Here is a 20772-nt window from a genome sequence, read left to right as displayed (position 1 = left end):
TGTGTCTGGATATCGCTGTTGTGTGGTGTTTGGGTGTGGTGTTGGTGTGGTGGTTGAGAATTGTATAGTGGACGCGAGCATCTTTGGTTTTTTGTAAGTGTTTAAGAGCGTTCGGTGGATGCCTTGGCATGTAGAGCCGATGAAGGACGTTGTAGCCTGCGATAAGCCTCGGGGAGTTGGCAAACGAGCTGTGATCCGAGGGTGTCCGAATGGGGAAACCTGGCCAGAGTTATGTCTGGTTACCTGCGTCTGAATGTATAGGGCGTGTGGGGGTAACGTCGGGAAGTGAAACATCTTAGTACCGGCAGGAAAAGATATTCTGTGAGTAGTGGCGAGCGAAAGCGGATGAGGCTAAACCGGGTGTGTGTGATAGGTATCAGCTGTTGCATGTCCGGGGTTGTGGGATGCGTTTGTGGGTCTTCTGATAGGGGCCCGGGGAGTGAGAAAGTTGTGGTGTAGGTGAATAGGTTGGGAAGCCTGACCGTAGAGGGTGATAGTCCCGTAGGTGAAACATTGCAGCCTCCCTAGAGTGTGTTCCCGAGTAGCACGGGACTCGTGAAATTTCGTGTGAATCTGCACAGACCACTGTGTAAGCCTAAATACTCTGCGTGACCGATAGTGGATAGTACCGTGAGGGAATGGTGAAAAGTACCCCGGGAGGGGAGTGAAATAGTTCCTGAAACCGGACGCTTACAATCCGTCAGAGCCTTCTTGGTGGGGGTGATGGCGTGCCTTTTGAAGAATGAGCCTGCGAGTTAGTGGCATGTAGCGAGGTTAACCTGTGTGGGGTAGCCGTAGCGAAAGCGAGTTTTAAAATGCGTTGTAGTTGCATGTTCTAGACCCGAAGCGGGGTGATCTACCCATGGGCAGTGTGAAGCACGTGTAAGAGCGTGTGGAGGCGCGAACCCACTTCAGTTGAAAATGGAGGGGATGACCTGTGGGTAGGGGTGAAAGGCCAATCAAACTCCGTGATAGCTGGTTCTCCCCGAAATGCATTTAGGTGCAGCGTTGCGTGTGCTTTGTGGAGGTAGAGCGACTGGATGGCCGATGGCCCTGACCGGGGTACTGACGTCAGCCAAACTCCGAATGCCATAAAGTTGAGCGTGGCAGTGAGACTGCGGGGGATAAGCTCCGTAGTCGAGAGGGAAACAGCCCAGACCATCGGTTAAGGCCCCTAAGCGTGTGCTAAGTGGGAAAGGATGTGGAGTTGCTGTGACAACCAGGAGGTTGGCTTAGAAGCAGCCATCCTTGAAAGAGTGCGTAATAGCTCACTGGTCAAGTGATTCTGCGCCGACAATGTAGCGGGGCTAAGTACACCGCCGAAACCGTGGCAGCAAGAATATTTTTTGTTGGGTAGGGGAGCGTCGTGCGTGAGGTGAAGCAGCCGTGTGAATTGCTGTGGATTTCGTACGAGTGAGAATGCAGGCATGAGTAACGAATGATGGGTGAGAATCCCGTCCGCCGAATGACTAAGGGTTCCAGGGCCAGGTTCTTCCGCCCTGGGTTAGTCGGGTCCTAAGGCGAGGCCGACAGGCGTAGTCGATGGGCAACCAGTTGTTATTCTGGTACCGGTGAAAGACCGATCAATGTTGAAGCTTGTGATACTAACCATCCTTGATGCTGTGTGATCCTTTCGGGGGTTGTGTGGTTGATGGCGTGGGATCTGAACTTGTGTGTAGGCAAGCGTGTTAACAGGGGTGACGCACAGTGGTAGCTTCCGCGTGGCTAATGGCTTGCCACGTTTAACAGCGCAGCCCGTTCCTTAGGTAAATCCGGGGGACATGGAGGGTGAGGCTGGATGATGACCCAATTTTTTGGGGAAGTAGGGTGATCCTGTGGTGCCTAGAAAAACCTCGACGCGAGGTCTGAGCCGCCCGTACCCTAAACCGACACAGGTGGTCGAGTAGAGTATACTAAGGCGTTCGAGTGAATCGTGGTTAAGGAACTCGGCAAAATGCCCCCGTAACTTTGGAAGAAGGGGGGCCTGATCCTTGAAGATCTTTACGGTCTAGGGGTGATGGCCGCAGAAACCAGGGAGAAGCGACTGTTTATCAAAAACATAGGTCCGTGCGAACACGTAAGTGGATGTATACGGACTGACGCCTGCCCGGTGCTGGAAGGTTAAGAGGAACGGTTAAAACCCTTTGTGGGTTTGAAGCTGTGAATTTAAGCCCCAGTAAACGGCGGTGGTAACTATAACCATCCTAAGGTAGCGAAATTCCTTGTCGGGTAAGTTCCGACCTGCACGAATGGCGTAACGACTTCTCCACTGTCTCAACCGCGAACTCGGTGAAATTGCATTACGAGTAAAGATGCTCGTTACGCGCAGAAGGACGGAAAGACCCCGGGACCTTTACTATAGCTTGGTATTGGTGTTTGGTACGGTTTGTGTAGGATAGGTGGGAGACTGTGAAGCATGCACGCCAGTGTGTGTGGAGTCATTGTTGAAATACCACTCTGATCGTGCTGGATGTCTAACCTTGGACCATGATCTGGTTCAGGGACAGTGCCTGGTGGGTAGTTTAACTGGGGCGGTTGCCTCCTAAAAAGTAACGGAGGCGCTCAAAGGTTCCCTCAGCCTGGTTGGTAATCAGGTGGCGAGTGCAAGTGTACAAGGGAGCTTGACTGTGAGACTGACAGGTCGAGCAGGTGCGAAAGCAGGAACTAGTGATCCGGCGGTGGCTTGTGGAAGCGCCGTCGCTCAACGGATAAAAGGTACCCCGGGGATAACAGGCTGATCCTGCCCAAGAGTTCATATCGACGGCATGGTTTGGCACCTCGATGTCGGCTCGTCGCATCCTGGGGCTGGAGTAGGTCCCAAGGGTTGGGCTGTTCGCCCATTAAAGCGGCACGCGAGCTGGGTTCAGAACGTCGTGAGACAGTTCGGTCCCTATCCTCTGCGCGCGTTGGAAACTTGAAAAGGGCTGTCCCTAGTACGAGAGGACCGGGACGGACGAACCTCTGGTGTGCCAGTTGTACCGCCAGGTGCATGGCTGGTTAGCTACGTTCGGAAAGGATAACCGCTGAAAGCATCTAAGTGGGAAGCCTGCTTTAAGATAAGGTTTCCATACAACCTTTGGGTTGTGTGAGGCCCCCTATAGACCATGGGGTTGATAGGCCAGACGTGGAAGCCCGGTAACGGGTGAAGCTGACTGGTACTAATGGCCGATCACTTACAACAAAACAAGTTTCAAAGACTGTTTCGCGTCCTCTATACAATTCCCGACCACCAAACCATCAGAGTAATGCATGGTGTTGATTGTCCAACCGTTTTGACGGTGGTCATAGCGGCAGGGAAACGCCCGGTCCCATTCCGAACCCGGAAGCTAAGCCTGCCAGCGCCGATGGTACTGCACCCGCGAGGGCGTGGGAGAGTAGGACACCGCCGTCACCCAAACCACTGGCCCTGGAAACACAATGTTTCCAGGGCCAAAAAACACCCAAAACAAACACACACAAACAAACTGGGCGTGCGAGAGGAGCACACAATATGAGGTTTATACTTAACGTCATTTGGCTCGTACTCAGCGGGTTTTGGCTGTTCTGGTCGTATGTATTTTTCGGCGTCATTGCATGTCTATTTATCGTGACTATTCCAGCAGGAGTTGCCTGTTTTAGGATCGCGTTCTATGTGCTTTGGCCGTTTGGTCGCACCGTTGTTCCTAGTCCGAATGCGGGCTTGGGATCAGATCTCATGAACGTGGTGTGGTTTTTTGTTGCTGGCTTGTGGCTTGCAGTTGCGCATGTAATAACGACTTTCGCACTGGCCGTGACGATCATTGGCATCCCGATGGCCTGGGCAAATCTTAAACTTATTCCGGTGACGTGCTTCCCGTTTGGCAAGCAGATTGTGCCTTCAACGAACTCCGCTTTCTAATAATATGGAATGCAGCTAATTCGGTGATAGGATTTAACTCCTCGCGACTATGCCTTCATTTACCCATCGCCTTAGGTTGAGTAGCGTTAAAGCGCATATCGAAATATAATGAAAACACCGACAGGGGAGCGCCACAAGGCGCTGAGAGTGCAATTGATGCAGACCCTCGAACCTGATTCCGGATCATGCCGGCGAAGGAAGTCGAGTTCTCTCCGTTTCGTGCAATAGCGCGCGAAATCGCCCTCCAATACTCTATTTGGAGGAAAAATGTTTTCTCTTCGTAAAGTTGCTGCTACAGTCGCCGTGGCAGCTCTTGCACTAGCAGGTTGCTCAGCGGCCGATCAAAAAAAGGCAGATTCGGGCAAAGGCTCAACCGTCACAATCCTGACCCATGATTCGTTCAATCTGAGCAAAGAAGATATCGCAGCCTTTGAAAAAGAATCAGGATACAAGCTCAAAACTGTATCGACAGGCGATGGCACGGTGCTTAACCAGCTGAAACTCAACAAAGATAAGCCCACAGTGGACGGTTTCTTCGGCATTGACTCATTCAATGCGCAAGCTGTCGTTGACGCCGGTCTCGCAGCCGATTTTGTACCAAAAGACTTCTCGTCACCTTATATCGTGGACTATAAATTGACCCCGATTGATCGTGGTCACGTTTGCCTCAATGTGGACAACGAATGGTTCAAAGCCCGCAACCAAGCCGCGCCGGCGAGCTTCGACGATCTCCTCAAACCAGAATTCAAGAAGCTCACGGTGCTCACTGACCCGCTCACGTCCACCCCAGGGTTCGCCTTCCTCACCGCAACTATCACCAAGTACGGTGACGACTGGAAAACCTACTGGACGAACCTACTTGCTAATGGTGCCAAGATCGACGACGGGTGGTCGAGCGCGTACTACACAGATTTCTCCGGTGGTGATGGAAAAGGTGCGTACCCAATCGTGCTGAGCTATTCGTCGTCGCCCGCATATTCGCAGGGGAAAACTGGATCGGTAGACGCTACCTGCATTGAGCAGGTCGAATACGCCGGAGTAACCGAAGGTGCGAAAAATCCCGATGGCGCACAGACATTCATTTCTTTCTTAGTCTCCGAGAAAGTACAAAAGACGATCCCGGAGAACATGTACATGTATCCGGTGCTCGATTCGGTTAAGCTCCCTGAGGACTGGCAGAAATACGCCCAGATGCCGAAAAATCCTATCGAAGTTGATCTGAAGAAAGTAGCGAAGAATCGCGAATCTTGGCTCAAAGAATGGTCGGAACTCTATCAGAAGTCTAACCCTGCCAAATAGGCTCAACTAGTCTATTTGTGCGGTAAAGGCCTAACACAAGAAGATCTCAAGAACACGTGAAAGTATTGAGCAAACTTGGCTGGGGCAGCGCGATAGCGCTGCCCCTAGTGTTCATTCTTATATTCTTCATCTGGCCAGTAGGTGCTATGTTGGCCCGAGGATTCCTTGGACTAGATGCAGTAGCCGGAACAGATGTAACTTCAGCTGGTCAAACAGGAGTATGGTCGGGTTTCTTCGCGGTATTTGCCGATTCGCACACCTGGAAAATCATTTGGCAGACCCTCTGGATGGCGTTCGCGGGCACAGTGCTATCGGTCATCCTGGGTATTCCGAGCGCTTACACCCTGTACTGCCTAGATTTCCCTGGCCGGCGCCTACTGCGCGGCATCATTGCGATACCGTTCGTGCTGCCCACAGTGGTCGTGGGTATTGCATTCCGTTCACTTCTCGAAGGTCCACTCAGCTTTCTCGGACTCGCCAATTCCACATCAGCAGTGGTCATGGCGATGGTATTCTTCAATTTTTCGGTCATCGTGCGCACAGTCGGCACAATGTGGTCTGGTATCGACCGCCGCACAGCCGAAGCTGCCCGCACGCTTGGCGCCTCGCCAATGCGCGCTTTCCTCAGCGTGACTCTCCCTCAGCTCGCACCCGCTATAGCTGCCGGAGCTGGCCTCGTATTCCTCTACTGTTCAACTGCGTACGGAATCGTGACCACGCTCGGTAATCCCGGATACGGCACGATTGAAATGGAGATATATCTTCAAACGGTCACTTTTTTCAACCTCGACCGAGCCGCCATCCTCAGCATTCTGCAATTCGTCATAGTGGTATTTGCACTGCTAGTTACCACAACTTTGACGAAGAAAACCGAGGTTGCCTTGCGGGTGAGTAAAGATTCTTCGCGTCCAGTTAAAAAGGCCGACGCCGGTGCTCTGGTAGCAACATTCGCATCAGTTGCGTTTATAGCAACTCCGTTAGCAACTCTAGCTATTCGTTCGCTCCGAGTTAACGGCGAATTCTCACTAGAAAACTACCGGCGACTACAAACGCCAGGCACCGGCTTCACGGGTGGAACCACCGTATTTGAAGGTATATCCCACTCGGTAAAAATAGCTACCGACGCAACTCTAATCGCACTCGTCGTCGCTATTCCCTTAGCTCTTGTGCTATCGCGGCGAGTGAATGAACTCGCAGCTCGTTTTCAACAGCTGCTTGATGGTTTCGTACTTTTGCCGCTCGGAATCTCAACAGTGACCGTGGGCTTTGGTTTCCTTATCACCTTCGGCCCCACAGCCTTTGGGCGCTCCCCACTGTTGGTACCGGTGGCGCAGGCAGTGGTTGCTTTGCCGTTAGCTGTGCGCGTGCTGCTTCCAGTACTGCGGGCAATCGATCCACGACTGCGAGAAGCAGCCGCCACGCTCGGTGCTTCGCCAGCGCAAATACTGCGAACGATCGATATGCCATTTCTCTTGCGTGGTTTAGGCTTGGCTACGGGATTTTCTTTTGCCGTGTCCCTGGGCGAATTTGGCGCCACCTCGTTCTTGGCAGATCCGGCCTATCAAACGCTACCTGTGGTGATCGTCAAACTGCTCTCGCGCCCAGGTGAATACAACTATGGGATGGCGCTAGCCGGGGCTGTGATTCTCGCTGTGGCGACGGCGTCGGCCATGATTGCAGCAGAAATGTTGAGTATGCGCCGCCAACCAGTTCCGCTCGTGGAAAGGAAAGCGTAATATGGCAGTTCAAAATATAGCTTCACCTGCGCAAACAACTCCTGCGCTGGAACTGCGCTCAGTGAATGTTACGTACCCAAATGGTTTTACTGCAGTCACCGGCGTCGATTTGACGGTAGCGCACGGCGAAATTGTGGCGCTCCTGGGCGCTTCTGGCTCGGGAAAATCAACGTTGCTACGGGCAATCGCCGGACTAGAGCGCGTTAGCGCGGGATCGATATTTCTCGATGGAAGGAACGTGTGTGACGTTCCAGTTCACGAGCGAAATACTGGCATGGTGTTCCAAGATGGTCAGCTTTTTCCTCACCGAAACGTATTTCGGAATATTTCCTACGGACTCGAAATGCGCCGTATGCCACGAAACGAACGCGAGGAACGAGTTCGTGAGCTGCTCAAACTCGTGGATTTGGAAGATTTTGCTCAGCGGCCAGTAAATACGCTTTCTGGCGGACAAGCTCAGCGCGTCGCATTAGCACGCTCACTCGCCCCGAAGCCATCGTTATTGCTGCTCGATGAGCCACTCTCAGCGCTTGACCAAAAGCTGCGTCAGACGCTTGCGGTGCAATTGCGCAACATATTGACGACGACGGCGACCACCAGTATTTTCGTCACACACGACGAGCACGAAGCACAGAAGGTGGCGGATCGGGTGCTCGTTATGGAAGCTGGAAGAATTTCGGGCTAACCTGCTTTGGCTCAAACTACTTTGGGATAAACCACTTTGGGTTAGAACATTTTGGGTTGAGACACAATCACGATTGACGATAATGCCCTGCAAGACGCAGCTCGCGCCGGCTCGGGCGCTTCATCTCTACAGAATTGGCACGAGTCGTGTGCTTTTGCGCGGATGCGCGCCCTGCCGATTGCGAAGAATGAGTCGCCGATGCAGATGGAGTTGGCGCCACCGGGCATACTAGCAGCTCTCCGCGCTTATTTTGGGCCTCCCTGTTGACCATCATCTCGATTGCGCGTTCGGGATAGTCAGTGGTAACCGCGTCGATGCCCATATTCCAAAACTGATTCATAGCCGTAAAAGAATTCACAGACCATACGCGCACGCCAATACCCAGATCGTGTGCCATAGACATAAACCGCTCGGCGAAAACTGGATTTCGCATCAAAGGTGAAACAACGCCGTCGTAAGGAATGTGAACCCAATTCGCCACCCGCAATTGCGGATCAGGTTTCAACCCCAAACGGGCGCAGCGGATAAGCTCGGCAAGATTCTCCCAGCCTAAAGTGCGCTGCAAGATCGGAGAGGTGCGGGCGCGTACGTCCTCTAAATATGCAGACCAGGAGTGTGAAACGCAGATTCTTCCCGCGCTTCGAGTACGGTTGATTACTTCGATGAGCGGCTCGATCGCCGCTGGATTTTTGATGTCGATAATGAATTGTGCATACGGAAATGCCACCAGCAAATCATCGAGCTTGAGGATTCGATCGCGCCAACCATTTGGTCCGTGCACCACCGCCGTCGTCGCCAGTATTTCCCACGTGTATCCGATAATCGGACCGTTGAGATTCGTGATGCGATCTAAGGTTGCGTCGTGAAAACAGACCACAACGCCGTCGGAAGTAACTTGAATATCCGTTTCTAAAACTCGACATCCGCCATCCCAGGCATGGCGAAATGCCATCATCGTATTCTCAGGGTAGAGCCCACTCGAACCGCGGTGTGCAATAACGCGCTCGCGGAAATGCGAATCGAAACGAGGAGGAAGCGGGCCTTCAAATTTCTTTGAAGTCCCTATTACCTGCGGCAAACGTGCTTGCTCCATAACGATGTGTGTCGTCCTCCGTGATTACTGAAGAGCAGGGTTGTACTTGAGTGAATTTACCCGGCAACTACACTCACTCGCAATATTGATATTGTTCGCAATTTTTCCTTCGGCGCGAAGCTCGAGCAATTTCGGCACTACACGGTCACGCAAAGCCCACGGGTCGATGGTGTTAACGTAAATCTTGGTGCCGCCCTCGAAGCCCGCCAGCGTAGACACACGCCATTTGATCAGCACTTTCCACGGGATCGCCACATCAGCATCAATCGGCTTGCAATGCCACTCCTCATTGGTGGGCACGTGCGTTCCGGTTGCCGCATGCATAGCGTGGATCAAATCAGACATTCCTTGCAGCTCTTCACGGCTGTGCTCCCACGGCTGGCAATGCTCGGATTTTGACCAAATCTCCAGCGTCGGATACCGGTGGCCGAATCCGGCAATTGCTACCGCATACTTGTTTTCAGCCAAAATCAGATTGTGGAAGCTGGCATAATCGACGGCGGCTTCATTGTAAATATTGGGATTCTCGCGGGCTTTTTCAACTTCCATCTGCCCATTGACTGAGCGCTGATCGATAGCCACAAGCTGCTTGTGAAGATGATCGAAAGAGGCGCCAGCCGGTTTCAGCCAGTTCTGGAACACCTGCACATACTTCGCATAGCGGTTCGAATTGTAGATGTCCTCCATAGCGTCAACGGTGAGCCGGATATACCACTCGTGCTCCTGGGGTGAAAGCGTACCTGAGCCGGCAAGCTGAGTATCGTCCACGGCGTCGTCCACGAAATGACGGCGAGCCACAATGAGATCGTGACCTGAACCGAAAAATGACTTCGCGTACTCGAGCTTCTCGACGTCTGGCATCGCTGCGACGTCGTCTGCATCCATAAACGCGCGCAACTTGGTATCGAGCACACCCATCACGTGCGCACGGCCAGCAGGATCGGCGAGATAAGCCTCCATGCGCTGCTCAGCTTCGCGAGAGAGTTTATGCCCGTAATTCTTCTCCCAGTACATAAACGACACGATTTCAAAAAGGTTCGGGATACGGCGAAAATCCCATTCGCGCGTGAGCATATCGACTCCAGTAGAACGGTAGACGACGGCGTCCTCCCGTTTGCGCACAAGACGCGCTTTCTCTGGAGGGGTTTCGAGAACGCGCTGGGTACAAAATGCACAATGATGGCCGATAGCGTCAGGATTAATCGGCTTTGGTTCAGGAACCGTGATGTCGAGTGGGCGATGTGCCCGGCCCGGAATCGTCCATACTTCTGTTTCTGAAAATGGATTGATCTGCTTGATCGTTCCGTCCGCCATCTTCGTCAACGGTGGTCTAAATGCATTTCCCATATCTCCCACTTTAATGCCCCAGGCGTTGAAAAGCTCGCATCTTTGAGATGGTACGTACAATATCTCAGACGTGATTATCCGGACATCGAAAATAGCGACGGTCGGGTCGAAAACTGTGGGAAATGTTGATAGACACGTATATGTGAATGAAAAAGTAAAACTGCCGCGCGAAATTTGGGTACTGGTTGTTGCCGCCGTCTGTATTGCCTTAGGCTTTGGTATCGTTGCGCCAGTTTTGCCACAGTTTGCCAAGAGTTTTGATGTAACGAATACGATGGCGACGTTCGTGGTATCTGCATTTGCGCTGATGCGGTTGACGTTCGCTCCGGCATCGGGCTGGCTTTCGGGAGCCTTCGGCGAGCGGCGAATGTACCTTATCGGCATATATATTGTGGCGCTTTCTTCGTTCATCTCGGCGTTTGCACACAGCTATTGGCAGTTGCTTCTGTTCCGGGCCCTCGGTGGAATTGGCTCGGTTACATTTTCCGTGGCAGCGATGTCGCTTGTATTTCGGCTTGCTCCTGCGCAGGCGCGTGGACGCGCTTCGGCAGCGTATGGTTCGGGATTCTTGCTTGGAAATATTATTGGCCCAGTGATAGGCGCCTTGCTCAGCACACTCGGGTATCGTGGACCGTTTATCATCTACGCAATCATGCTGGTAACTGCCGCAATTATCGTCACTATTGCGATTCCGGCAGGGGCTACTGATCAGCAGCGCAAGCCGGTTGCATCAGACGGGCAGCGCAGGCCAGTTGTGGCAGATTCTATCGCATCGCAGACTTCACCAGCTACTGCGCTTCCAGCCGATGCGGAGTCGGGTATCCCCGATGCGCTCGCCGCCGATTCGGGTACGGGCAGCATTTCTGATGCTATTTCTCCGCAAACGCAGAGCGAGGCATATCAGCAGGACCAACGTACCGAACACAGCAGATCTGAACGGAGAGCACGACGTCGGGCACGGCGTCGCACTGTACGTGACGTCATGACGGTTACAGAAGCGCTTAAGGTTCCGCAATTTCGAGTGGTGCTGCTGACGGCGTTCGCCCAGGGGTGGACGAATCTTGGAGTGAGAATGTCGGTTGTGCCATTGCTTGCGGCTTCGTTGGTAGCAGCCCCGACTTGGCTACCGGGAGCTTTGCTCGGTGGATTTGCAGTGGGCAACGGTATTGCGCTATTGCGAACCGGGCGGTGGTCCGATATTTACGGTCGACGTCCGATCGTAATTGCTGGTCTGACGGTATCTGGTGTGTTTACCTATGGGATGGGAATTTTTGACAGTCCGGTGCTGTTGCTGGTGATGAGCGTGGTTGCTGGTCTTGGCTCTGGTTTTGTGCAGCCTGCACAACAGGGCGCTGTGGCAGACGTGATCGGCAACCGTTCAGGTGGGCGAGTAGTTTCGTTCTTTCAGCAGTCAGCTGATTTAGGGCAGATTATCGGACCAATTGTTTCTGGAATGATCATCGATTTTTGGGGATTTGGTGCGGCATACGCAGTGGCCGGAACGATTTTGCTGGTGGCGGCATTGATATGGCTTTTTCTAGTCAAAGAAATCAAACCGCAAGTGAAGTAGTATGGAAAATGTGACAAGTTAAAGAGCTGAAAATGGCCAATAAGTTGGTTGTTTTTGGTGACGTGATGAGGAACAAAGAAAGAGGAATCGCACATGGCTTACGATCACCAGTATGACGATCAGGGCAAGAAGCCTTGGGTTATTGATATTGAAAAAGAGACACTGAACAACGAGAACTTCCGTACGACTATGTGGACCGGCGAGAAGTTGCAGCTCACCGTGATGACGATTCCGGTTGGTGGAGAAATCGGTTTGGAAGTGCATCATGGCATTGATCAGTTCTTGCGCATTGAGCAAGGAAAAGGCTTGACCCAGATGGGGCCAAGCGAAGATAACCTCGATTTCGAAGCCGAGGTTTCAGACGACGACGCGATCTTCGTTCCAGCCGACACCTGGCATAACGTGACGAATATTGGCGATGAACCGCTCAAACTCTACACAATCTACGCTGGCCCGGATCATGTGCCAGGAACGGTTCATAAAACTGCACAAGACGCCGAAAACGATCCAAATGAGGACTGAAAATTAGCATTGTTTTATGCTAAGTAGATATTGTTTGTGGCTCCCGCTTATTCGGTGGGAGCCACAAAAGTATTGGCCGGTAGTCGCGAACATATTGGCGAAAGTGGCCGCAAATACCATTGGCGAACGCTGCCGCAACGAGTTGCTACGTCGCGTTCTCCCGACGAGTTGCTACACCGCGTTCTGGCACTATGTTACTGAACCAAATTACTGCACAAAACTACTGCAACGCGAGATTCGCGGCGCCGATCAGTCCTGCTTGATTGCCTAATTTCGCGATCACCATTGACGGTAGGGGACGTAGCGTGCGAGCAGTGAGCCGCATTTCGAAAGCATTGCGCACCGGAGCCAGAAGCAAATCACCAGCCTCTGAAACGCCACCAGAAAGCACGAAAACTTCCGGATCGAAAATTGCTGCCAGATCAGCAATCCCTTGGCCAAGCCAGCGGCCGAGATCCTGGAAACAATCGCGCGAAGCTACATCGCCATCTTGCGCTGCTTGTGTAACGGTATAGCCGTTAATCGCATCGATATTTCCCTCAGCTAATTCAAGCATTCGCTGTGCTAATGCAGGCGATTTTGTAGCACGCTCCTTTGCAAGGCGCACAAGCGCATTTCCAGAGGCGTACATTTCCCAGCAGCCATTTTCTCCGCATCCGCACAGTAGTCCCTCAGGCACCATATTCATATGCCCGATTTCAGCGGCAAAGCCGTAGGAGCCGCGGAGAAGATTTCCCTCCATGATCACTCCGCCACCAATACCGGTGCCGACTGTAACCGTGATTGCCGAGCTGCGTCCTTTGGCTGCACCAAAGCGATATTCGCCCCAAGCTGCTGCATTTGCATCGTTTTCTAAGAACACAGGTAGGCTCACTGCCTGCGCAACTTTCATCGCGAGCGGTTCGTTCTGCCAGCACATATTAGGTGCCAAAATCACTGATGAACGAGAATTGTCGATGAAGCCCGGCGCTCCAATCCCCACTGCTTCAACATCGTACGATTTTTTAAGATCGTTAATGACGTCGATAATCGTCTGAACTGAAAGCTGGGCGTTCTGCGCGGGAGTTGGCTTCCGTGAGATCGCAAGAATTTCGCCGTCTTCGTTGACTACTCCTGCTGCGATCTTTGTACCGCCAACATCAACTCCTATTGTTAATGTCATGATGATATTCTTACACGAAATATTGGAAAATCAGGATTCCATAAGTCCTGAATAAAGTTCATTCATGGCTCCTCGCGACAAAGCGATCACTCCTTGCAAGAACTTTGTGTCCGCTAGTTTTTCAGCGTTCTCCAAAAATTCCGGTACCCATTGCGCGAGGTGCTCGTTATGAAAGGCGACGACGGCGTTACGGTAGCGTTCGGCGTCGTTAGGAGCGTTGTGTTCGAGGGCCGTAAGCCACAACGATAGTGCTTGGGCGATGAAATCAAACTCAAGACCGATGTGGTCATCTGGCTCACGGTTGAGGTTCGGTGCTTCAAGATTGAGCTCGCGGTAGAAACTGCGCACTTCAAGAGTTTGCGTATCAAAAACTAGCCGATCTTGACCGCGATGGACTGATTCATAAGGGGCGATCTTCGCAGTTGCGGTGCGCCCGTAGAGCAGATTGAGATCGTTGGCGATGGCGTCGTCGCTCTCTCCTGTATCGAAAGACGCTGCCCACAGCGCTAAGCCGTGCGTTGTATCAGTGCAGGTGGGGGTGCCAGTAAAGGATTCTTGAAGAGGCCACTCAGGATAGAGCTCGCGCAGTTGCTCGAGGGTTGCAGAACCTGGAGCCTGGAGGTGTAGGCGCGCAAGAGTGGAAAAAGACGTAGCAAGTGCTGCTAGTTGAGTGGGATTCACGTATCTCTCATTTCAAAGGTGGGCGAAGAGCGAAGCAGAGCAAAAATAGAAACGCTGCACGTGGCAACACTGCTCTCGCACATCTCATCTTAGTAAATTTAGGTGCGCAAACGCATCTTGAGTTGCGGTGTTAAATAGGACGAAAGTGCGAATTTTTCCTTAATTTTGCAAAGATTCTTCACGAATAAAGCAAGGGCAGTTATCCTAAGTGAAGTAGGAATGAGGGATGATGCAACACAATACTGATCCGCGATTTGTTCGTGTGCGCGAGAATCTGCGCGCTGCGGTATTTGAATTGGCTGCTCATAAACCAGTAGAAGAAATATCGGTGGCTGAGCTGACGCGCGCTGCGGGCATTTCTCGCACCACATTCTATAAGCACGGTGTGAGTCCAGCTCAGTTCATCGCAGATCTCATTATTGAAGAACTTGAACCGCATCTCAATAAGATGAGCGCGATTATCGACGAACCTACCGACAATTACCTAGTGCAATGGCGCGATGTTTACGCCGATATTTTGCGGGGTATCAAGGCCAGAAAAGAAATCTATGTGCCGATGTTTTCACGGGCCAATTCATCTGGTGTGCTCGGATATGTGATTAGCTATCTGGCTGATTTCTATGAGGGGTACGTGCAGCTCTTTGAACAGCACGTAGAAAATGACCTCACAATGCTGTGGAAAGAAATGGCTGTTAGCCAGCAGGTTCACAATTTTTTGGCGGTTATTGGAGCGTGGTGCCGGCAAGATTGCGTCGACGATCCGGTTGCCGTGGTGAACACCTACCTTTCCCTCGCGCCGCCGTGGCAGTTGGCGCGATTTGATGCGCATGGGAAGACGTCGTTGGGGCGGTCCTTGCGTTTCCTGCAAGAGCCCGCGTAATGTGCCTCATATCCTGCAAACCTCGCAGTCTCGTATCCCGTATGCCGCACGCTTAGATAGAAACATCCCCCAGAAGAAACTGCCAGTTTAAGGGTTATAGGACAAATCGTGTTGGTTTTTTATACCGGTCCTTGCCATTGGCCGTTGTGGTGGAAATCGGTCCAGTTCACTGCTGTTCCCCATCGCTGGATTTCTTCTTGGGCATGGTGGTGACTGGCTCGGGTGAACATGGCTTCGATTTGGCTATCCGTGTAGGTAGTTTCCAGTAACTGCGCTGGCGTGTTAGGAAACTCCGTGTGTTGATAACACCACCATAAAATCGTCTTGACCTGGTGATCGATCGGCATTCCACGATGCGATCTCAACACATGTCGTAAACGCGAGTTCAGGGATTCAATCAGGTTAGACGTTGCAGGAATCGGGTCATCATCAATACTCAGACTCGGATCAAGATAGGTAAATAACGTTCCATGACGTACCAGAGTATTAAGCGAATTTTTAGCACGAATAAGCCGTGCATGAGTGGGAACAATCTGACCGTTCGCAAGGCGAGTTTTCTCAGCAAGGAACGCCTTCCATGCCGTATTCCACACCGCTAACTGACCCATCCATGCAAGCGCTTCCTCACGCGTGTGGATGTGTAATAAGTCTTTCGCAAGACCATAAAGCTCAACACCAGCACGAGTACGTGGCCGGCTCGTGGTATAGCGCTTGACAGTGCTAAAAGCGTGAAAGACACAGCGTTGAATACGGGTAGTGGGCCATGAAATTTTCACAGCCGAAGCAATTCCTGGACCACCATCACATACAACAACATCTGGTGGTGCAATACGTGAAAACAATGCTTGCCACGCAGCCGTTGTCTCACGACGTGCTACATACCAGCCAAGAACATGTGTTTTCGTACAAGCGATCAGCACAACAAGTTTGCGTGACAGATATATCCCATCCACAAAAACCACGTGATGAACCTCCTCAACAACTGGACTCACTGGCCATAACTGCCAAAACTGGTGGAATCGACGCCGAGCATTTCGCCCCTGACCAGGCAGATCCCGATAACGCAGATCCGAGGTCACGAAATTGAGAAAAGCTGCGAAATAACGAGCAGTGACATCATTAGAACGACTTTGACTCGCCCGGCACGACAGACAACGGAATCGGGGCCGACCAGAACCACTCTTGCCCCACTTTTGGGTAACTGAACCACACAATGAACAACGAGGATTTCCCATACCCTCAAGTCAACCGAGTTCAAACCCTACTTTCACCCGCAATACCAACAAAAAACCAGGCCAAAACCAACACGAAATGTCCAACCAAAAACTCGAGCCAAACCGACTTCAAACCCGACTATTGCTTACCACACCAACAAAAACACACCCAAAAACCAACACGATTTGTCCTATAGCCCCAGTTTAACCAGCTAATCTTCTGGGGGATGTTCTACTTGCTGTAGTCGATGCTTGTTACATCGCTTGCTTCAAGGTGCTCGCTCTTAGATTCCTACCTGTACTAGCGAATCGTAGTGGAGAGAGCGTCCCATCAGCTCACTAATGAGCACGATTGCGAATACGCCGATTACTAGCCAAGCAAGCGGAGCAGGCTTGGTTGCAAGGGTTTGACCAGCAATCTTGTAGGTGTAGATTGCCATCACGATTCCTGCGCCGGCAAGGAGCAGGAGTCGGATATAGAAGAAACCACTAGCGAAAATACCAGCAGCTGCTTGAGCCGTTGGATTGCCCGTTGCCAAATTCGCAATGTGAATGATGTAGGTAATCAAGATGACGGTCGCAACAACAGCTGCGGTCACGGTTAGCGCACGCACAACATTGGCGATAATGCCCCACTCTTTTTCAGTGGTAGGTGCATTGATTGCCTGCGCATTGCGGTGCCAACCAAAGGTATCTTTCTTGGCTGGAACTGCAGCTCGCTCAGGAACTTCCACGGGCGCCGTCGTCTTTTCTTTCTTGAAACGAACCATGGTGGTCACCATCAACGCAGCAGCCACGATCAATGCACCGAGGAGCAGCGTCGTCGCGAAGAAAAATACCAGCGTAGCAGGAGTGCTCCAGGCCGGAACCGCCTTGAGTACCATGTAGATCATCGTCATGGAGATAATCAGTCCAATACCAACGAGACCAGTGACGATACCCAGCACCATACGAATGCGCGTAGAACCAATCTGGAACCACTGCATGAAAGCGAAAAGGAATCCAAGCCCAGCAAATCCCGTGCCAAACAAGATTTCGCGCGTCAACCAGGAAGAATCCCAGTGTCGTAGCACGTTAAGCACATGGAACGGATCGTTCATGTGGAACATCGAGACGATGAGTCCAGCAATCATGATCGGGCCGATCGCGTAGAGCACCGGAAGCGTAAGCCGCTCCACAGTCTCGTTGCCGTGCTTGGCGGCAAGGCGCAGCTGCATCACACCGAGAATGATGAATGCGCCCACGCACATCTGCGCGATCACGGTGAAGAGGATCATCGGTAATTCGTGTACGTTCATTCTCAGATCTCCTTCGGATTAACGATGTTTCCGCTGGCAGCATCCCATGCTTGTGCGTCACGGTGGGGTTTGATAACCAAGTGTGGATTCGTGATCGACGGATCTGGAAGTGGCGCAACGGCGTCGGTCTCGCCGTACTTCTTACGCAGTTCCTTGATTGGACCCCAGTCCAGAGCGCGTGATGGGCAAGCCTCCACACAGGCTGGATCTTGGCCGGTAGAGCGGTAGTCGTAGCACAGATCGCACTTAGACATATGCCCAGTTTCCGCATTGAACTGTGGAGCCGAGTAAGGGCAAGCCCATTCGCAGTAGCGGCATCCCACGCATTTATCCTGGTCAACGTAGACGGTGCCGTCTTCGCGTTGGGTCATCGCGGTGGTTGGGCACACCTGCATACACACCGGGTTTTCACAGTGGTTGCATGAGACGGACGTGTAGTAGGTGAACACATTCGGCGCGAACGTGTTACCCGAACGCTGCCATGAGCCGCCAGTGTATTCGACGACGCGGCGCCAGTTCACGCCCACAGGCAGATCATGCTTGTCTTTACATGCAATCTGGCACGCCTTACATCCGGTACAAATCTCCTGATTGAAGAAGAATCCGTAGTCGGCGCCAGCAACAGTTGCTTTCTCAACCATGTTTACTTACCTGCCTTTGCAACGTTTGCCAATACTGTGTGGCTGACGAGTCCGCGCGCGAGCGGCGTCGGGTGGAGGGACGTCAGCGTATTTACCGAGCCTGCGGTATCGACTGGTTTCTTTGGATTCGCACCCTCTGGAAGATCGAATTCCGAGCTTGGCAATGGCTTGTACCAAGCGCCTTGTGGAATCGACATAACTCCTGGTGCAATACGTTCGGTCACCTTGGCCTGGAGCTGCACGGTGCCGCGTTCGTTGTAGACGAAGACGACGTCGTCGTTCTCGATGCCGCGCTCGCGAGCGTCGATTGGGTTGATCCATGCAGTCTGGATGTGTGCCTCTTTGAGCCAGTCCACATTTCCGTAGCTGGAATGGGTGCGACCCTTGAAGTGGTGACCGATCACCTGCAGCGGATACTTCTTGTTCTCGCGTGCTTCGAGTGCGCTTTCCCACGTGTCGGTGAACTCTGGGATAGGTGCGATGTGTTCGCCACGCATCTTCGGGCGGAAGACGCCGTATTCCCACTTCTCGGCGAGGTTCGCCAAACGCTGGGAGTAGATTTCGATCTTGCCCGACGGCGTATCGAGTGGATGCGCGCTCGGATCGGCTCGGAAATCCTTAAGTGGGATGGTTGAGCCTTTGTTTTCGCGGTAGATTCCCATCTTCTTCCACTCATCGTAAGTAGGAAGTGACGGGGTCTTCTCGCGGGAAGCTTCGATAGTGGCTCGAAGCCATTCTTCACGGCTCTTTCCGCCGGTGTAGACGTCTTTGACGCCGAGCTTGTCTGCGAGTTCAGTGCAGATGTCAAACATCGACTTGCACTCGTAGAGCGGTTCGATTGCCTGCTCGGACACGATTCCGTAGGCCATGGGGCCGCCGTTTTCGCCACCGTGGTAATCAAATTCTTCGGCGGTCGATGTCCCTGGAAGAATGTAATCCGAGTAGCGAGCCGAAACGGTGTACATGATGTCGCAGGTGACGATGAGCTCAGCCTTTGACTCGTCTTGGAGGATTTCAACTGAGGTGTTGTTGTCTCCTGTCTGATTGACGAGGGAGTTGGAGCCGTACTGGAACACTGCCTTGATAGGAACTTCAAGCTTGGTGTTTTCCGGCTGCATATTCGCATCAACCGGAACTTTCAGTTCGCGGGAGCCATCTTCTGGCTTCACACCAACACCTGCATTGAATGTGTCCATCTTCGGGCCGTGATCCACAGCGTCAAGCCAGCTAAAGCAGGAGATGATCTTCTTGGACGAGTTCTTGAGTCCAGAGACGAACGGGCGCTTAATGCCGAAACCAGCTGCTGCTTCGCGTGCTCCGGTACCGCCACCGCTGATACCGATATTTCCAGTGACGCAGGCAAGCAAGAAGATTGCGCGGGAAGTGTTTTCGCCATTCGCGTGGCGCTGTGGTCCCCAGCCCTGGGTGATAGCGCATGGTTTTGCTGTTGCGATTTCGCGAGCGAGTTGGCGAATGCGGTTGGCTGGAACGCCGGTGATGTCCGCTGCCCATTCTGGCGTTTTTTCTACCTTGTCGTAACCGGTGCCATCAATGTAGGAACGGTATGAGGTATGAGGTTTAGCTCCAGCTGGGAGGGTGTGCTCATCAAAACCAACCGTGTACTTGTCCAAGAAAGCTTGGTCGTGCAGGTTTTCTTTGAGCATCACGTGGATCATGCCAGCGATGAGCGCGGCGTCGGTGCCTGGACGCAACGCTACCCAATCGTCACCGAGAGCTACCGAGGTTTCGGAGTAGCGTGGATCAACGACGATGGTGCGTACACCAGCGTTTCGTTTGATTTCCTGGGTGACGAACGTGTGGCCGCCGCCCGACATACGGGTTTCGAGCGGGTTATTGCCAAACATGACCTGAAGTTTGGCGTTGCGAGCGTCGTCGAAAGAATTCGAGCTAACCCAGCTGCCATAAAAATATGGGTAAGCCTGGGTGATATTTGTGGTGGAGTAATCCGAGTAGTGATCGAGGTATCCACCGAAAGCTTTGAGGAGGCGCGCGGTTGGCGAGGCCTCTGGTGGCCAGGAGCAGGCCATGATTGAGCCGAGGACGCCGGTTCCATACTGAATGTAGAAGGCTTCGTTTCCGTATTTGGATTTGATTTCCTTCATCTTATCGGCGATTTCAGTGAGGGCTTGATCCCAGGAGATCTCTTCCCATTTTTCTTCGCCACGCTTGGTACCAGGCTTGCGCTTCATCGGCTTCTTGAGACGGTCTGGGTTGTAGATGCGGTGACGCATCGAGCGGCCGCGCACACAAGCGCGAACTTGCTGGTTACCGAGGGTGTCGTCGCCAGTGTTATCTGGAAGAACGCGTACAACCGTGCCATCTTTTACCTGCAAGCGCAGTGGGCAACGTGAGCCACAGTTAACGGTACAGGCAGACCATACGGTTTTATCGACGTCTTCCATTCCTTCAACCGGAGCGGCATTAGCTTTGGTGGGCATGCCAAGGTTGGTGGTTGTGGCCACGAGTCCAACAGCACCTGCTGCTACACCTGACCACTTGAGGAAGGTACGGCGAGAAGGTCCACGCTGCGTGGTAGGGGTGCCTTGTGTTTTGGCACTGGTAATGGTGTTATCCATGTTTACCTACTTCTCCTTGTGTCCTCAGGATTGAGTCCTAAGTCCGATTCGTGATTTCTCGTAAAAGGATTGATTTTTAGCTTTGAGTGCTTTGTGGGCTGATCTTGCCTGGTGCCTACAGTCGATATTTGTGCAGGTGAGGCAAGAGGGCACAGTGCGGCTCTTGCTTA

15 protein-coding genes, 2 rRNA genes and 1 riboswitch are annotated in these 20772 nt (G+C 52.5%); of the genes, 9 read left to right on the top strand and 8 right to left on the bottom strand.

The genetic code is table 11. The features are described 5' to 3' along the window. Positions 1–91 precede the first annotated feature (91 nt). The 6 genes from JOD55_RS00580 to JOD55_RS00555 all read left to right on the top strand — a co-directional run bounded on the left by JOD55_RS00580 (position 92) and on the right by JOD55_RS00555 (position 7597). Positions 92–3181, top strand: a 23S ribosomal RNA gene (locus JOD55_RS00580). 93 nt (positions 3182–3274) lie between these two features. Then, positions 3275–3391, top strand: a 5S ribosomal RNA gene (gene rrf / locus JOD55_RS00575). A gap of 99 nt (positions 3392–3490) precedes the next feature. Next, complete coding sequence (locus tag JOD55_RS00570; RefSeq protein ID WP_204397672.1) at positions 3491–3877, top strand: YccF domain-containing protein; 387 nt, start codon at positions 3491–3493, stop codon at positions 3875–3877. A 112-nt stretch (positions 3878–3989) separates the two neighbouring features. Further along, a riboswitch (TPP riboswitch) is annotated at positions 3990–4094 on the top strand. A gap of 50 nt (positions 4095–4144) precedes the next feature. Beyond that, the gene (locus JOD55_RS00565; protein WP_204397670.1) at positions 4145–5176 is read left to right on the top strand and encodes a thiamine ABC transporter substrate-binding protein; all 1032 of its coding nucleotides are present in this window, start codon (positions 4145–4147) and stop codon (positions 5174–5176) included. 146 nt (positions 5177–5322) lie between these two features. Further along, positions 5323–6912 (top strand): ABC transporter permease, encoded by a 1590-nt coding sequence (locus JOD55_RS00560; RefSeq protein WP_204397668.1) that lies wholly within the window; start codon positions 5323–5325, stop codon positions 6910–6912. A gap of 1 nt (position 6913) precedes the next feature. After that, positions 6914–7597, top strand: coding sequence for an ABC transporter ATP-binding protein (locus JOD55_RS00555; RefSeq protein ID WP_204397666.1), 684 nt, complete (start codon positions 6914–6916; stop codon positions 7595–7597). 67 nt (positions 7598–7664) lie between these two features. Here JOD55_RS00555 and JOD55_RS00550 read toward each other — a convergent pair whose 3' ends face one another. Beyond that, the gene (locus JOD55_RS00550; RefSeq protein WP_204397664.1) at positions 7665–8690 is read right to left on the bottom strand and encodes a glycerophosphodiester phosphodiesterase; all 1026 of its coding nucleotides are present in this window, start codon (positions 8688–8690) and stop codon (positions 7665–7667) included. 24 nt (positions 8691–8714) lie between these two features. Then, a complete protein-coding gene (locus JOD55_RS00545; RefSeq protein WP_204397662.1) occupies positions 8715–10037 on the bottom strand; it encodes a DUF4921 family protein in 1323 nt (440 codons plus the stop codon). A gap of 142 nt (positions 10038–10179) precedes the next feature. Between JOD55_RS00545 and JOD55_RS00540 the strand changes: the two genes are divergently transcribed. Continuing rightward, a complete protein-coding gene (locus JOD55_RS00540; protein WP_204397660.1) occupies positions 10180–11607 on the top strand; it encodes an MFS transporter in 1428 nt (475 codons plus the stop codon). A 93-nt stretch (positions 11608–11700) separates the two neighbouring features. Further along, positions 11701–12129 carry a cupin domain-containing protein gene (locus tag JOD55_RS00535; RefSeq protein ID WP_204397658.1) on the top strand — a complete coding sequence of 143 codons (429 nt, stop codon included), beginning with the start codon at positions 11701–11703 and terminating at the stop codon, positions 12127–12129. A 220-nt stretch (positions 12130–12349) separates the two neighbouring features. Here the strand turns inward: JOD55_RS00535 and JOD55_RS00530 are convergent, their stop codons facing one another. Both JOD55_RS00530 and JOD55_RS09270 read right to left on the bottom strand, forming a co-directional pair. Then, on the bottom strand, positions 12350–13291 hold the full coding sequence (locus JOD55_RS00530) for an ROK family glucokinase (RefSeq protein WP_204397656.1): 942 nt from the start codon (positions 13289–13291) through the stop codon (positions 12350–12352). Positions 13292–13321: 30 nt separating this feature from the next. Next, positions 13322–13972, bottom strand: coding sequence for a molecular chaperone TorD family protein (locus JOD55_RS09270; protein ID WP_204397649.1), 651 nt, complete (start codon positions 13970–13972; stop codon positions 13322–13324). Positions 13973–14198: 226 nt separating this feature from the next. Between JOD55_RS09270 and JOD55_RS00520 the strand changes: the two genes are divergently transcribed. Then, positions 14199–14852, top strand: a complete 654-nt coding sequence (locus tag JOD55_RS00520; protein WP_204397648.1) for a TetR/AcrR family transcriptional regulator — start codon at positions 14199–14201, stop codon at positions 14850–14852. A 119-nt stretch (positions 14853–14971) separates the two neighbouring features. Here the strand turns inward: JOD55_RS00520 and JOD55_RS00515 are convergent, their stop codons facing one another. The 4 genes from JOD55_RS00515 to JOD55_RS00500 form a co-directional block, all read right to left on the bottom strand. Further along, complete coding sequence (locus JOD55_RS00515) at positions 14972–16087, bottom strand: IS1249 family transposase (RefSeq protein WP_204397647.1); 1116 nt, start codon at positions 16085–16087, stop codon at positions 14972–14974. Positions 16088–16350: 263 nt separating this feature from the next. Beyond that, complete coding sequence (locus JOD55_RS00510) at positions 16351–17364, bottom strand: dimethyl sulfoxide reductase anchor subunit family protein (RefSeq protein ID WP_204397646.1); 1014 nt, start codon at positions 17362–17364, stop codon at positions 16351–16353. 2 nt (positions 17365–17366) lie between these two features. Continuing rightward, positions 17367–18005 carry a DMSO/selenate family reductase complex B subunit gene (locus tag JOD55_RS00505; RefSeq protein ID WP_204397640.1) on the bottom strand — a complete coding sequence of 213 codons (639 nt, stop codon included), beginning with the start codon at positions 18003–18005 and terminating at the stop codon, positions 17367–17369. A 2-nt stretch (positions 18006–18007) separates the two neighbouring features. Beyond that, positions 18008–20602, bottom strand: coding sequence for a DMSO/selenate family reductase complex A subunit (locus JOD55_RS00500; RefSeq protein WP_204397638.1), 2595 nt, complete (start codon positions 20600–20602; stop codon positions 18008–18010). Between the last annotated feature and the right edge of the window lie 170 nt (positions 20603–20772).

Origin of the sequence: Arcanobacterium pluranimalium, assembly GCF_016907845.1 — a bacterium.
GTDB classification, from domain to species: domain Bacteria; phylum Actinomycetota; class Actinomycetes; order Actinomycetales; family Actinomycetaceae; genus Arcanobacterium_A; species Arcanobacterium_A pluranimalium.
This window is presented reverse-complemented; position numbering and strand designations above follow the sequence as displayed.

Bases quoted from the DNA above. Each gene is read 5' to 3' on its own strand.
- JOD55_RS00570 (WP_204397672.1), top strand. From the start codon at position 3,491: ATGAGGTTTATACTTAACGTCATTTGGCTCGTACTCAGCGGGTTTTGG.
- JOD55_RS00565 (WP_204397670.1), top strand. From the start codon at position 4,145: ATGTTTTCTCTTCGTAAAGTTGCTGCTACAGTCGCCGTGGCAGCTCTT.
- JOD55_RS00560 (WP_204397668.1), top strand. From the start codon at position 5,323: ATGTTGGCCCGAGGATTCCTTGGACTAGATGCAGTAGCCGGAACAGAT.
- JOD55_RS00555 (WP_204397666.1), top strand. From the start codon at position 6,914: ATGGCAGTTCAAAATATAGCTTCACCTGCGCAAACAACTCCTGCGCTG.
- JOD55_RS00550 (WP_204397664.1), bottom strand. From the start codon at position 8,690: ATGGAGCAAGCACGTTTGCCGCAGGTAATAGGGACTTCAAAGAAATTT.
- JOD55_RS00545 (WP_204397662.1), bottom strand. From the start codon at position 10,037: ATGGGAAATGCATTTAGACCACCGTTGACGAAGATGGCGGACGGAACG.
- JOD55_RS00535 (WP_204397658.1), top strand. From the start codon at position 11,701: ATGGCTTACGATCACCAGTATGACGATCAGGGCAAGAAGCCTTGGGTT.
- JOD55_RS00530 (WP_204397656.1), bottom strand. From the start codon at position 13,291: ATGACATTAACAATAGGAGTTGATGTTGGCGGTACAAAGATCGCAGCA.
- JOD55_RS00520 (WP_204397648.1), top strand. From the start codon at position 14,199: ATGATGCAACACAATACTGATCCGCGATTTGTTCGTGTGCGCGAGAAT.
- JOD55_RS00515 (WP_204397647.1), bottom strand. From the start codon at position 16,087: ATGGGAAATCCTCGTTGTTCATTGTGTGGTTCAGTTACCCAAAAGTGG.
- JOD55_RS00510 (WP_204397646.1), bottom strand. From the start codon at position 17,364: ATGAACGTACACGAATTACCGATGATCCTCTTCACCGTGATCGCGCAG.
- JOD55_RS00505 (WP_204397640.1), bottom strand. From the start codon at position 18,005: ATGGTTGAGAAAGCAACTGTTGCTGGCGCCGACTACGGATTCTTCTTC.
- JOD55_RS00500 (WP_204397638.1), bottom strand. From the start codon at position 20,602: ATGGATAACACCATTACCAGTGCCAAAACACAAGGCACCCCTACCACG.